Origin of the sequence: Rhabdochlamydiaceae symbiont of Dictyostelium giganteum (assembly GCF_964291045.1) — a bacterium.
GTDB lineage: Bacteria > Chlamydiota > Chlamydiia > Chlamydiales > Rhabdochlamydiaceae > PALSA-1444.
The window spans coordinates 167,128-180,907 of sequence record NZ_OZ197277.1; the positions used below are offsets into that span (position 1 = coordinate 167,128).

Sequence of the window (13,780 nt, forward strand, 5' to 3'; positions counted from 1 at the left end):
AATTAAAAGAAGCCATACGCTTAGAATGTAGGGGAACAAAAAATGTATTCCCGTACAAAAGATTGGGATCCATGATCTCTATAGCGCATTTTAAGGTAAATGACTCAATGGATTTAGAAGCGTACATGCAAAAGGTGATTTCTCAAAAGAGCGTCATGCGATTTTTCTTTTGGGTTTTAAGTCTCCTTTATAAAGCAATTATTTGGGTAAAAAATCAAGCTTACCGCTTCCATTTATTTCCTATTAAAAAAGTGTCTGCTGTTGTGATTAGCATTGGTAATGTTACAGCAGGAGGAACGGGTAAAACACCGCTCACTAGCTATTTAGCAAGGGAGCTCTCTCAAAATTACACTGTTGCTATTTTATCTAGAGGATATGGATCGTCTGCGGGAAGAAGCAAAAAGCCCCTCCGTGTAGTCTCATCGATGAGCGCTCAGGAAGTGGGGGATGAGCCTCTTCTACTCGCAAGACAGCACCCGGCTGTTGCAGTGTGGGTGGGAAAAGATCGCTATCAATCTGCCTTAAGAGCGATTCATGAAGGGGCAGAGATTTTACTTTTAGATGACGGATTTCAACATCAAAGGCTTCATAGAGATTTTAATGTTGTTGTTGTTTCTTCTCACCGCCCTTTTGATAATGAACATTTTTTACCAAGAGGCTATTTAAGAGATTTTCCTTCTCGGTTAAAAGAAGCTACTCTTATTGCGGTGATGGGTAAGCCTTTACTCCCTTTTTTAGAGGCTCCCTCTGTTGTCTTTAAACGGACTTCTCCTCTTTCTTTAGAAGGGAAAAAGGTAGGGGTTTTTTGTGCCATTGCAAATCCTAAGAGATTTGTGCAACAAGTCAAGTTAGTTCATGGCACGGTGTGCGCAGCCTTTTTTAAACCCGATCATGCTGCTTTTTCTTTTAGAGAACTTGCCGCTTTTTTTCAGCAGCACTCTCCTGATTTACTGGTGTGTACAGAGAAAGATCATGTTAAGCTCTCTTTGGAACACGCCTCACTTCCCATTTGCGCTCTTCCTTTAATACTCCATATTCAAGAAGGTAGGGCAAGGTGGGAACAATTCATTCATCAAATTCAACTCCAGGTTCATCATGTCAGAAGAATATCTTGTCGCTCTCCCTAAACTCGGGGAAAGCATTGTCAGTGCTACGGTTGTTCAGTGGTTTAAAAAAGAAGGAGATACCGTCTATCTGGATGAACCTTTACTCGAAGTATCTACAGATAAGGTTAATAGTGAGATTCCCTCACCCACCTCAGGTATTTTAAGAAAAATCACCGCCTTTCCTGATCAAGAAGTGGAAGTGGGAGAGGAGCTAGGAATCATAGAGCCTTCTTCAGAAAAAGGAAAAGATCCTATAGAAGTAGTAGAAAAAAAGGTGATACAAGAGGTGATCACTCCCTCTTGTGCGATGAGAGAGAGCTACTCTCCTGCTCTTTTACGGATTGCAAGAGAAGAAAATATCTCTTTAGAAGAGCTAAGCTCTATCTCTGCAACAGGCCATCAGGGAAGACTCTCTAAAAGAGATTTAGAGCTTTATGTAGAACAAAAAAGATCTGCTATCAAAGCTCCTATGATCAAAGAGGTAGAAGGTGTTGAGCATCTCAAAATGACAGGGATGAGAAAAGCGATTGCAGATAACATGGTGCGCTCATTTTATGAAGCGCCTCACGCCTCTTTAATCACAGAAGTTGATGTCACAGAAATCCTTACCTTTATTCAACAAGAAAAAGAAGCCTTTTTAAAAGAGCACGGCGTAAAACTCACCATGACCTCTTTTGTTGCTAAAGCCATTGCTCAGGCGTTAACAGAATACCCTCTTTTAAACTCTTCTTTAGATCAAGATACCATCTTGATTAAAAGACAGATCAACTTAGGGATTGCAGTTAGTGTGGACCAAGGCATTTTAGTTCCTGTTATTCCTCATGTTCCTCATTTAAAGTTTTCCGAACTTGCCAGATGTATCAGTGATCTTTCTCAAAGAGCAAGACTGAATCAGCTACAACCAGCTGAGGTGAAAGAGGGGACGATTACGCTCACAAATTTTGGAATATCCGGAGTCTTGATGGGTATTCCAATCATCAGATATCCAGAAGTTGCCATCATTGGGATGGGAGCTATTCATAAAAAAGTAGCTGTTCTTGATGATAATACCTTTGGGATTCGTTCTGTCATGCATGTCTCTTTAACCTTTGATCATAGAGTGATTGATGGAATGTATGGATGTGGATTTTTAAACCGGATGAAGTTTTATTTAGAGCAAAAGCCGTCTCTTTAATCCAAGACAAAGCTATGAAGCAAAGGGGATAAGAGTTTAAAAGAAAACTCTTATCCTTTTTTTTAAGCGCCTTCTACAGCTGAATACCCATTTTTTCCATCAAATGTATAAAGATTTTCTGTTTTAATGATGTCATAGCCTAATTGAGTGAGAAACTCCAAAAGGGAGATGAGGTCTTGTTGAGAGAGCGCTCTAAGGGTTTTTTGCAAGAAGCGGTATCTCCACTGTTCAGAGCAAGCAGTTTCTAAATGACCACCTGGCCACACTTTCACGCCTCGATTAGAAATAAGCTCAAGCTTAAAGGGAGAAGAGGGGAGCGATTCTAGTTGATGGATCAATTGATCTGGTAATGTTTCTCTATAGATAAAAACATCGATGCCAACAAGAGTTCTTTGAGTAGATATAGGATGGATAGGGGGCACCCCCATCATTTTTGTTTCTGATTGATAGATCGGAGAGCGCATTTTCTCAGGTTGACTTCCTAAATTTTTTACAACACATCTTGCAAACTCTTTTGTTCCCATACAAACTTGGCTAACAGCTGGGTTAAAAATGTCATAGGTGTGGATGCCATCTTCAATGGTTTTTAACCACGCGTTATGAATAAGAGTTGCAAGGGAAAATTCTTTGAGATAGGCCATCATCATGACAGAAGCTAGGATGAGCCCGGAAGGGTTTGCAATATTTTGATGCGCTCTTTTAGGAGCCGATCCGTGAATGGCTTCAAACATAGCGCTGTGAGCTCCAATATTTGCAGAGGGGGCAAGTCCTACAGATCCTGTCATTTCAGCAGCCACATCAGATAAAATATCGCCATAGAGATTAGGAAGAATAATCACATCAAAACTCTCAGGGGTGGTGGCAAGTTTTGCAGATCCAATGTCTACAATCCAGTGCTCAGAGAGTAAATCAGGGTACTCTTTTGAAATTTCATTAAACACTTGATGAAAAAGTCCATCGGAAAATTTCATAATGTTGTCTTTGGTAAAGACGCTCACCTTTTTACGGCCGTGATGTTTAGCATACTCAAAGCCATACCGAATGATTTTTTCACACCCTTGTCTTGTGATGATTTTATGAGAGACATAGACGTGAGGCGTTTGTCTATACTCAATGCCAGCATAAAGATCTTCTTCATTTTCCCGGATAATCACCACATCCATCAGGGGATGTTTGGTGGCAATATAAGGAGAGTAAGAAACACACGGCCTAATATTAGCATAGAGCCCAAGTGAAGTTCGAATGGTCACATTCAAACTTTTAAAGCCTCCTCCTTGAGGCGTTGTAATGGGAGACTTCAAAAAAGCTTCTGTCTGTTTAAGGGTGTCCCAGGTTTGAGGTTCAATCCCGGAGTAAACCCCTTTTAAATACACTTTTTCTCCCACTTCCACTTCATGAAGTTCAAGATCAGCTCCTGCTTCTTTCAAAATATGTAGTGCGGCGTCCATGATTTCTGGACCGATCCCATCTCCTTTAGAAATCGTAATGGCATGTTTCATCTTTTTCTTCCCCTATGATTTTTTCACATTATCTTCTTCTGACAAAAAAGCCAATCCCCTATCATTAAGAGATCTGATTTTAGGGAGTTTTGTGCTAGAAAAGTTATTCCAACATCAAAAGCAGTCGCTTGCCTACTTTTACGAGAAACTCGATTTACACCAAGCGGAAAAAATCGTTGACCTCTGCTTAAATACCCAAGGATTTATCGTCATCACAGGAGTGGGGAAAAGCGGAATTATTGCAGAGAAGATTGCCATGACACTCATCTCTACAGGAACGAAGGCGCTCTATATTCCTGCGATGAATTTTCTCCATGGAGATATCGGTATTTTATCACAGCACGACTGTTTAGTGATGTTAAGTAAAAGCGGGGAGACGGAAGAGCTTTTAAATCTCATCCCCTTTATCCAAAAGCGGAAAATAAAAACAATCGCTCTTGTCTCAAATTCGCAGAGTAAACTCGCTAAACTCTCTGATTTATCACTCACACTTCCTGTTGATAAGGAGCTTTGCCCTTTTGATTTAGCTCCTACCATATCTGCAGAAGTGCAGCTTCTTTTTGGAGATGTACTCTCTATTGCGCTCATGCAAAAGCGTGGATTTTCTCTCAAAGAGTACGGAGCTAACCACCCTTCAGGAGCCATTGGGAAAAAAGTGACGCTTCAAGTGAAACAGCTCATGCTACCTCTTGAAGAGCTATCTCTTAGCTTTTCTAATCAAAAGGTAAAAGATGTTTTACCAGAGCTTTCTCAAAAAAAGCTAGGCTGCGTTCTTATTATTAACAGGCAGCAACAATTCCAAGGGATTTTTACAGACGGGGACTTACGAAGAGCCCTTGAGCAAAGAGGCCCTGATGTGATGGACACTTCTTTAGAAGCAGTGATGACAAAAGAAGCAATCACCACTCAAAGTGAAGAGCTTGCTTGGGATGCTTTGAAACGGATGCAGAAAAAACCGCATCAATGGATCATGGCGCTTCCTGTTATTCAAGAATCTCGTCTTGTTGGGCTCATCAGAATGCATGATATCATTCATGCAGGGATTTCTTGAGTTTATTTATTATCAAGAGCTTAAGAGCTATTTAAGCCTTTTCTTATCAGGTGAATGCCTTAAATTCACCTCAAAAACACTTGAGACTTAATCAAAAAAACAAGAGAGGCAAAGCTTTAGATCAGCTGTCTTCCCTCTTAACTCTATTCATTAAGGCATGGGTTTTCCTGATTTCTAAAGAGAGAAGGGCTTTATTTTTTCCCTACACAGTTTCTGAAAATACGTAAAACTGTATTCTCGTTTTTTTGAAGAAGTGACAGCTATCCACTCTTTCATAAGGTGCTTACAGGTGATCTTTAGAAGAAGGGGTTTTGATGAAAAAGGAGCTTCTTCAAAAATACTGAAGGGGGCTCTAAAGAGATATAAATATCTTAAATTGTTTATAATGAGTAGCTTATGATGTTTCTAAAATGAGAGGTTCTCTCAAGCACCTTTATAAGAGGGGTCAGGGCAGCAAAACACCTGGCATCTTTTAAGAGGAAATAACCTTCCTTAAATATCCTCATCTTTAGGGCAGTTTGAGATAAATGCGCTCCTAAGAGCCTAAAATCGTTCAAACTTTCCTAAAGTTTTCACCCGCAAACAGACAACTATTTGGTCCTTTGTCAGAAAAAAAGCCCTTTTTTCTTTGTTTCATCACGTTCTTGGAATGTTTTTTTTCGCATTTTTTCGAAAAATGGGCTCAAAAAGAGCTGCATAGAAGAAAGGGTAAACGAAAAAAAATTCGCCCAAAAAAAACTATTTTCCTCTATGAGAAACGGTTTTTTTACGTTTTGTTTTCAGAAAAAGCGTTGCGAAATAAATCCCATCTTTAGTATTGTTATGCTTTCCTCAAAACGACGGTGAGAGAGAAAAGCGAAAGCGAATCGTTTAAGAGCTTGATAAGAGTTCAAAAAACGGTAACTGAAAAAAATCTGATTTAAGCGAAAAGAAAATGATTGCTTAAAAAAGAGAAAATAAAGTAAGCTAGTAGCCATCCTCAAAACGAAGTGCGAGAGAATGTGTAACACGAAGTTGTTACTGATTGTTTAGATAGTGAAGAGAAATGATGTTCAAGCATATATAATAACAAGCTTGTGCGCTTAGAGCGAGAAATCGTTTTAAGTGCCTTTATATTAAATGATTTTTTATAATCAAATTTTCAAATTGAGAATTTGATCTTGGTTCAGATTGAATGCTGACAGCGTGGATGAGGCATGCGAGTCGAACGCTACTACAGGGCAACTTGTAGTGGAGTGGCGGAAGGGTTAGTAATACATGAATAACTTGCCTTAAACCTGGGGATAACGACTGGAAACGGTCGCTAATACCGAATGTGGTCTTTAAGGGATACCTTTTAAGATTAAAGTGGGGGATCGAGTAATCGACCTTGCGGTTAAAGAGAGGTTCATGGGATATCAGCTAGTTGGTGTGGTAATGGCGCACCAAGGCTAAGACGTCTAGGCGGATTGAGAGATTGACCGCCAACATTGGGACTGAGATACTGCCCAGACTCCTACGGGAGGCTGCAGTCGAGAATTTTTCGCAATGGGCGAAAGCCTGACGGAGCGACGCTGTGTGAGTGATGAAGGCCTTCGGGTCGTAAAGCTCTTTTGCTTGGGAACAAGGTGCATTTGTGAATAACAAGTGCGTTTGAGGGTACCAAGAGAAAAAGTACCGGCTAACTACGTGCCAGCAGCTGCGGTAATACGTAGGGTACAAGCATTAATCGGAATTATTGGGCGTAAAGGGTGCGTAGGTGGATTGATAAGTCAGATGTGAAATACCAGAGCTCAACTCTGGTGCTGCATTTGAAACTATCTCTCTAGAGGATTGACGGAGAAAGCGGAATTCCACGTGTAGCGGTGAAATGCGTAGATACGTGGAGGAACACCGGTGGCGAAAGCGGCTTTCTAGTTTATACCTGACACTGAGGCACGAGAGCAAGGGGAGCAAACAGGATTAGATACCCTGGTAGTCCTTGCCGTAAACGATGTGTACTTGATGTAGCTAGGCTCAACCCTAGCTGTGTCGGAGCTAACGCGTTAAGTACACCGCCTGAGGAGTACGCTCGCAAGGGTGAAACTCAAAAGAATTGACGGGGGCCCGCACAAGCAGTGGAGCATGTGGTTTAATTCGATGCAACGCGAAGAACCTTACCTGGGCTCGAAATATAGAGGACGATATCAGAGATGATATTTTCCGTAAGGACTTTTATATAGGTGCTGCATGGCTGTCGTCAGCTCGTGCCGTGAGGTGTTGGGTTAAGTCCCGCAACGAGCGCAACCCTTATCATTAGTTGCCAACACGTAATGGTGGGGACTCTAATGAGACTGCCTAGGTTAACTAGGAGGAAGGTGAGGATGACGTCAAGTCCGCATGGCCTTTATGTCCAGGGCTACACACGTGCTACAATGGTCGGTACAGAGGGCAGCGAGACCGTAAGGTGGAGCAAATCCCAGAAAGCCGATCTCAGTTCAGATTGCGGTCTGCAACTCGACCGCATGAAGTCGGAATTGCTAGTAATGGCGTGTCAGCAACAACGCCGTGAATACGTTCCCGGGCCTTGTACACACCGCCCGTCACATCACGGGAGTTGGTTTTGCCCAAAGTGGCTGACTTAACCGTAAGGAAAGAGGTCACCAAGGTGAGGCTGATGACTGGGATGAAGTCGTAACAAGGTAGCCCTACCGGAAGGTGGGGCTGGATCACCTCCTTTTAAGGACGAAATGGATATGTCAACCCTCCGTTGACACCATTAGGTTGAGCAAGCTTGTTGCTTGTAACATCATTTCCCTTCTCATGTCTAAGCATGAGATGCAATACTAATAAGTATTGATTGTTTTCTTGATAGATTGGATAAGTTTTTAATTAATTATTAAGTATTTTAAAATTTTTATGTTTTAATTACATAAAAGCGCATAATTTCATTGATGTAAATTAGCGCTTGAGGATAATTCACAATATGAACGATTAAGGCGAATAGCAGCTTTCAAAATTTTGATCAAGTTGCTAAGGGCTATTGGTGGATGCCTTGGTATCGATAGGCGAGGAAGGACGCGCAAACCTGCGATAAGTTTCGGGGAGCTGGAAAGAAGCTTTGATCCGGAAATGTCCGAATGGGGGAACCCGGTGAGAGTAATGTCTCATCATTATTATCTGAATACATAGGGTAATAAAGCAAGACCAGCTGAAGTGACACATCTCAGTAAGCTGAGGAAAATAAATCTAGAAGAGATTCCCATAGTAGCGGCGAGCGAAGTGGGAAAAGCCCAAACCAAGAGTTTCGTACTCTTGGGGTTGTAGGGCCTGTCAATATGTGTATCGATGGATCTTAGTTGAATAACCTGAAAAGGTTAGCGAAACAGGGTGATAGCCCCGTCAACGAAAAGTGAAGTGAGCACGATAGGTACCTGAGTAGGACCGGCCACGGGAAATCCGGTCTGAATCTGGGGGGACCACCCTCCAAGGCTAAATACTCATCGATAACCGATAGTGAACCAGTACCGCGAGGGAAAGGTGAAAAGAACCCCTGTTAGGGGAGTGAAATAGAACCTGAAACCAATAGCCTACAAACGGTCGAAGGCCTATGTCCTTTTTAAGGAAACGGCTGACGGCGTGCCTTTTGCATGATGAGCCAGCGAGTTACGTTAAATGGCAAGATTAAGGGACTGAAAACGTTCCGGAGTCGAAGCGAAAGCGAGCGTTAATAGCGCGTTAAGTCATTTGATGTAGACACGAAACCAAGTGATCTATCCATGACCAGGATGAAGCAGGGGTAACACCTTGTGGAGGTCCGAACCAGTAACTGTTGAAAAAGTTTTGGATGAGTTGTGGATAGGGGTGAAAGGCTAATCAAACTTGGAGATATCTTGTTCTCTCCGAAATAACTTTAGGGTTAGCCTTGGTTATGTAAATTCTTGGGGGTAGAGCACTGAATTCACTAGGGGGGCGACAGCCCTACCGAAGGAAATCAAACTCCGAATACCAGGAAGATGAACCAGGAGATAGACTGTGGGGGATAAGCTTCATAGTCAAAAGGGGAACAGCCCAGACCGCCAATTAAGGCCCCAAATTCTATGCTAAGTGGGAAAGGAAGTAAAGTTTCAAAGACAGTTGGGATGTTGGCTTAGAGGCAGCCATCATTTAAAGAGTGCGTAATAGCTCACCAATCTAGAAACTTTGCGCCTATAATATCCGGGACTCGAAGTATAGAGCCGAAATTGCGGATGTGCAACTCTAAGGAGTTGTACGTGGTAGGAGAGCGTTGTATGTGCGATGAAGATATACCGTGAGGAGTGTTGGAGCGCATACAAGTGATAATGCATGGCATGAGTAAACGATAAAGGCAGTGAAAATCTGCCTCGCCGAAAATCTAAGGTTTCCAGGGTAAAGCTCGTCTTCCCTGGGTTAGCCGGTCCCTAAGCCAAGGCGGAAACGCGTAGGTGATGGGAAGCAGGTTAAATATTCCTGCGCCGCCGTAGATGATACGACGGGATGACAAAGTAAGTTAAACGCGCGGACCATTGGATGTGTCCGTTTCAGCATGGAGCTGGTGGCTAGGTAAATCCGGTCACGGAAAGCTTGGTGTTGGACAAGGGGAATCTTCGGAGGAACCGATAGCGTGGCGCGATGCTTTCAAGAAATAATCCCTAGTTTTCGAAGGCGACCGTACCAAAACCGTCACAGGTGGATAGGATGAATATTCTCAGGCGCGCGAGATAACTCTCGTTAAGGAACTCTGCAAATTACCCTCGTAACTTCGGGAGAAGAGGGGCCTGTTGATGTTATTGACTTCGCGTCAAGAAGCGTCGATAGGCCGAAGAGAAATGGCCCAGGCGACTGTTTAACAAAAACACAGCACTATGCAAACTCGTCTAAGAGGAAGTATATGGTGTGATGCCTGCCCAATGCCAAAAGGTCAAAAGGAGATGTCAGCCGCAAGGTGAAGCATTGAATTTAAGCCCCGGTAAACGGCGGCCGTAACTATAACGGTCCTAAGGTAGCGAAATTCCTTGTCGGGTAAGTTCCGACCTGCACGAATGGCGTAATGATGGCCAGGCTGTCTCCACCCGAGACTCAGTGAAATTGAACTCGCTGTGAAGATGCAGTGTACCCGCGGCAAGACGGAAAGACCCCGTGAACCTTTACTATACTCTGATATTGGCTTCTGACTTTTTATATGTAGGATAGCTGGGAGACTGTGAAAGTAGCTCGTTAGGGCTGCTGGAGTCGACGGTGAAATACCAGTTTTAAAAAGTCGGAATTCTAACATCTGTCCCGTGAATCCGGGAGATGGACATTGTCAGACGGGTAGTTTGACTGGGGCGGTATCCTCCCAAAAAGTAACGGAGGAGTCCAAAGCTTCTCTCATCGTGGTTGGCAATCACGAGTTGAGCGTAAAGGTATAAGAGAGGTTAACTGCGAGACCAACAAGTCAAGCAGGTACGAAAGTAGGGCTTAGTGATCCGGCGGTTCAGAATGGAATCGCCGTCGCTTAACGGATAAAAGGTACTCCGGGGATAACAGGCTGATACCGCCCAAGAGTTCATATCGACGGCGGTGTTTGGCACCTCGATGTCGGCTCATCACATCCTGGGGCTGAAGTAGGTCCCAAGGGTATGGCTGTTCGCCATTTAAAGTGGTACGCGAGCTGGGTTTAGAACGTCGTGAGACAGTTCGGTCCCTATCTGCCGTGGGCGTAGGATACTTGAGAAGAGCTGCTTCTAGTACGAGAGGACCGAAGTGGACGAACCAATGGTGTGCTGGTTGTACTGCCAAGTGCATAGCCAGGTAGCTATGTTCGGAAAGGATAAGCGTTGAAAGCATCTAAACGCCAAGCCTCCTTCAAGATAAGGTATCCCAATTAGACCCCCGGAAGACTACCGGGTTGATAGGTTGGATGTGTAAGCGTAGTAATACGTTGAGCTAACCAATACTAATAGGTCGATTGACTTGATCTTTCTTTTTATTGTCGGCTTTACCCTTAATACTAAGGGCCAAGTCAATGATAATAAAAAGCTGTAAGCCTAGAATCCAATTCAATTGTGATTAATCTTACAAGCGCTATTTTATATCAATGAAAACTTATCCAACATTTTTTCTGGTGACTATAGAGAGGGGGAAATACCTGATCCCATCCCGAACTCAGAAGTTAAGTCCCTCATCGCCGATGGTACTGTACACGAGAGTATGGTAGAGTAGGTTGTTGCCAGATTTTTTTTCGCCCTAACTTGGAAACAAAGTTAGGGCTTTTTTTTTGTCTTTTTTTATTCTAATTTTAATCATCGTCATTCCTGTTTAAAGAAGCCTTTTTTAAAAGATGGGCATTTGATTTTTATCGGATTTTATTTTTTGATGATGAAACTTATTCATGATTTTTTCTGATGAATAGAGAAAAAAATGCCTAATCTTATCCTAAATTTAAGATGTTTTTAAGTTTTAAACTATTTCTGATGCTATACACAAGAGTGATGCATTAAGTGAGCAGAAAAAAAGCAGTATTTTTATTTTTTATCTTAAATATTCATGGGATTTTATTTTTTTAGATAGGCGCCTTAAAGGCAATTATTTATTGACAAACAAGAGTTTTTACTTAAAAAAGAGGCTTTTATAACTTCTTAGATGGAATTTCTTGATGATTTTGAGAAAAAATGATTTTTTTAATCTTATTTTAGCTCAAAAATGGAGATGTTTTTTTAGGAAAACTTCTTACAGCCGTATCCTATTGCTTATAAAGAAAGAGTTATAAAGTCACCTGAGAGCGCATAAATGAATAGATTTGAAAAAAATAAGCTGAAAAAATGCAATTTATTTTGAGAGAAGAAAAAAAATAGAAGAAAAAGACGAAATAACCTACATTTTTTTATCTTCATAAAAGCAATTTTTGGGGTGTTTTTTTTGACTTTTTTAACATTGTTATTTAACATTATTAATGTGCTGCGAAAAATAGTTTGTCTGAAAGAGAAAAAAGGGGGTTTTTATGTTTGGTGACTTAGTGATTCCTCATTATACATCTAAAAGCATTTTTAACTTTGTAAGATATCCTCATCAAAAAAAGAGCTCACAATCTTTGGATATTAAAACTCTAGGCTCCTGCCACCTTGTTTGTAAACAGTGGGATAAAACTTTAAATGAAATCATGAACTCTCATGATCTTGAAAAAAGAGGACTGCTTATTTTACTGCATGGATTACGTTCTTCCACTCTTTCTTATAGTTTTATCACCCCTTTTAATATAGATGCTTTGAAAATCATTCAACGGATTCCTCTTAATTTTTTTGCACACTTTAAACAAATTGATCTTGGAAATACTCTTGTAAAGCATCTCTCTTATATAGAGCAGCAGTTAAAAAGCTCAAAAGGTATCGCAGGATCTAACTTTAGAGCTTTATATGAACATGTGGAATGTCTTCAGGCAGCTGTATTTAAGGGGCAATATAATACCATTAAACAAAAAGCTGCGCAGTTGATGCTACGGCAACTAAAAGACACTGTGTATGATTCAAGGCATGGAATCCGGTTTTTCTCTCAAGATTTAGCCTTATTTTTAGTAAAAAAATTGCCTCAACAAGCCATAGAAGTGATGATCGAAAGCTTCTCAGGAAATAGGGAAAGAACTTATCTTCTTCTTAAAGGGCTTAGAATAAAAAATGTTCCCTCTAAAAATAAAGATACAGAAAGCGCTGCTATTGAAGAGGAGAATAAACAAATAGCAAGAGAGCTCTATTGTAGCTATGCCTCATTACAGTTTGATCAAATGATTAATGAATTTTTCCTCAACTTAGGAAATGAAATATCTCATCAAAGAAACATATTTTATTCAAAATATCTTAAGGCAAAATTGCACAAAAAACTTTTCTCTAGATCGGAAAAAGTTTCTCGTTTAAATGATCTATTTGCTGAGATGGATTTTTTGATGTATGAGCTTTTTCAAGAAGAAGAAGAGACTGTAGAGCAATTTTCAGGAGAGAAAGTGCTATGGATAGAAGATCAAATCTCTCAGGTTGATCCATCAGAATATCCAAAAAGTGATGCTTTAGAACTACTTAAAAAATTTTCTCAGGACTATGATGCCGGCTCTTTTATTGAAGGGCAGTATCCCCTGAATCAAATGACAGAGCAAGCACTAGAGTTAGAAAGAAAACTTTCTGATCGATTTTCCAAAAAATTAGAAATCGCTAAAAGAATGATCAAAGGATACTCTTTACTGAATCAACCTGAAAAGGCATTTTTGTTTTTTAAGGGACTTAATATCCAAGAACAAGACTTCGTCCATATTAGGCAAGTATCATCAATCATGATCCATTTGATCCAAAAATTTCCTGATTTTCCTGAAAGTGAAAGCCTGAAAAATCTTTTAATTCAAAAAACTCACCGTCACTATTTTTGGTTAAAAGAAGCTGTCCTATTAAAGTTGGCGAGTTTAGAAAATCTTAAGCAAAATCCTTCAGAACTTATACTTCTTGATCAAAAATTAACAATGCTTTCAGATAGAGAGATAGTAAGTTCTTTTCCAAGATTTCAGGCATTATTGATCATGACAGAGATATATGCTCAACTAGAGGAGTATGCGAAGGCCTCTCACTACCTTTCTAGAGCATGGAGAGTGAAATCTTTAATGAATCCAGAGCAGCAATTGAGGGCATCTATCAAATTGATTCAAGTCTTTAAAAAAGGTGCTGTTTTACAAGCAGAAAGCAGCTCGTAACAAACGCTTTTCTTTTGACGATTAAGAGACATGAACAAGAGAAAGAAGAGGGATACTTAGCCCTAAAAAGACTCTTCTTTCTGCTCCTTAAGGCGCTTTAAGGACTCTGTTATAAGAATTTCTCAAGGAGATAGATAACTCTTATCATGAAGCTATTCAAGAAGAGCATACTATCATGCAAAGCTTGAATCTTTAAAGTGACTTAAAAAAAAGAAGAAGAACTAAAGCCAAGCACCTGGAAAAAACCTTCTAGATGGACTA

The 13,780-nt window shown here is 40.8% G+C and carries 5 protein-coding genes and 3 rRNA genes; 7 read left to right on the top strand and 1 reads right to left on the bottom strand.

The window, feature by feature from the left end; translation table 11 throughout:
* Window positions 1-71: 71 nt before the first annotated feature.
* Both lpxK and ACI7T6_RS00620 read left to right on the top strand, forming a co-directional pair.
* Complete coding sequence (lpxK, locus tag ACI7T6_RS00615) at window positions 72-1,127, top strand: tetraacyldisaccharide 4'-kinase (protein ID WP_404665666.1); 1,056 nt, start codon at window positions 72-74, stop codon at window positions 1,125-1,127.
* On the top strand, window positions 1,096-2,280 hold the full coding sequence (locus ACI7T6_RS00620) for a dihydrolipoamide acetyltransferase family protein (protein WP_404665667.1): 1,185 nt from the start codon (window positions 1,096-1,098) through the stop codon (window positions 2,278-2,280). Before lpxK ends, ACI7T6_RS00620 begins: the two co-directional genes overlap by 32 nt.
* 62 nt (window positions 2,281-2,342) lie before the next feature.
* Here ACI7T6_RS00620 and ACI7T6_RS00625 read toward each other — a convergent pair whose 3' ends face one another.
* Window positions 2,343-3,779 (bottom strand): NADP-dependent isocitrate dehydrogenase, encoded by a 1,437-nt coding sequence (locus tag ACI7T6_RS00625; RefSeq protein WP_404665668.1) that lies wholly within the window; start codon window positions 3,777-3,779, stop codon window positions 2,343-2,345.
* A 91-nt stretch (window positions 3,780-3,870) separates the two neighbouring features.
* On the opposite strand from ACI7T6_RS00625, the gene ACI7T6_RS00630 reads away from it, so the two are divergent.
* The 5 genes from ACI7T6_RS00630 (at window position 3,871) to ACI7T6_RS00650 (ending at window position 13,519) form a co-directional block, all read left to right on the top strand.
* Window positions 3,871-4,830 (top strand): SIS domain-containing protein, encoded by a 960-nt coding sequence (locus ACI7T6_RS00630; protein WP_404665669.1) that lies wholly within the window; start codon window positions 3,871-3,873, stop codon window positions 4,828-4,830.
* Between the two features lie 1,142 nt (window positions 4,831-5,972).
* Window positions 5,973-7,528, top strand: a 16S ribosomal RNA gene (locus ACI7T6_RS00635).
* A 283-nt stretch (window positions 7,529-7,811) separates the two neighbouring features.
* Window positions 7,812-10,772 (top strand): 23S ribosomal RNA (locus tag ACI7T6_RS00640).
* A gap of 139 nt (window positions 10,773-10,911) precedes the next feature.
* A 5S ribosomal RNA gene (gene rrf, locus ACI7T6_RS00645) occupies window positions 10,912-11,026 on the top strand.
* The 16S, 23S and 5S rRNA genes sit together here, the layout of an rRNA operon.
* 765 nt (window positions 11,027-11,791) lie before the next feature.
* Entirely contained in the window at window positions 11,792-13,519 is a 1,728-nt protein-coding gene (locus tag ACI7T6_RS00650; protein ID WP_404665670.1) for a hypothetical protein, read from the top strand.
* The last annotated feature ends 261 nt before the right edge of the window (window positions 13,520-13,780 follow it).

What these genes read in the sequence shown, in the direction of transcription:
- ACI7T6_RS00625 (WP_404665668.1), bottom strand. Translation starts at nt 3,779, where the DNA reads ATGAAACATGCCATTACGATTTCTAAAGGAGATGGGATCGGTCCAGAA.
- lpxK (WP_404665666.1), top strand. Translation starts at nt 72, where the DNA reads ATGATCTCTATAGCGCATTTTAAGGTAAATGACTCAATGGATTTAGAA.
- ACI7T6_RS00650 (WP_404665670.1), top strand. Translation starts at nt 11,792, where the DNA reads ATGTTTGGTGACTTAGTGATTCCTCATTATACATCTAAAAGCATTTTT.
- ACI7T6_RS00620 (WP_404665667.1), top strand. Translation starts at nt 1,096, where the DNA reads ATGTCAGAAGAATATCTTGTCGCTCTCCCTAAACTCGGGGAAAGCATT.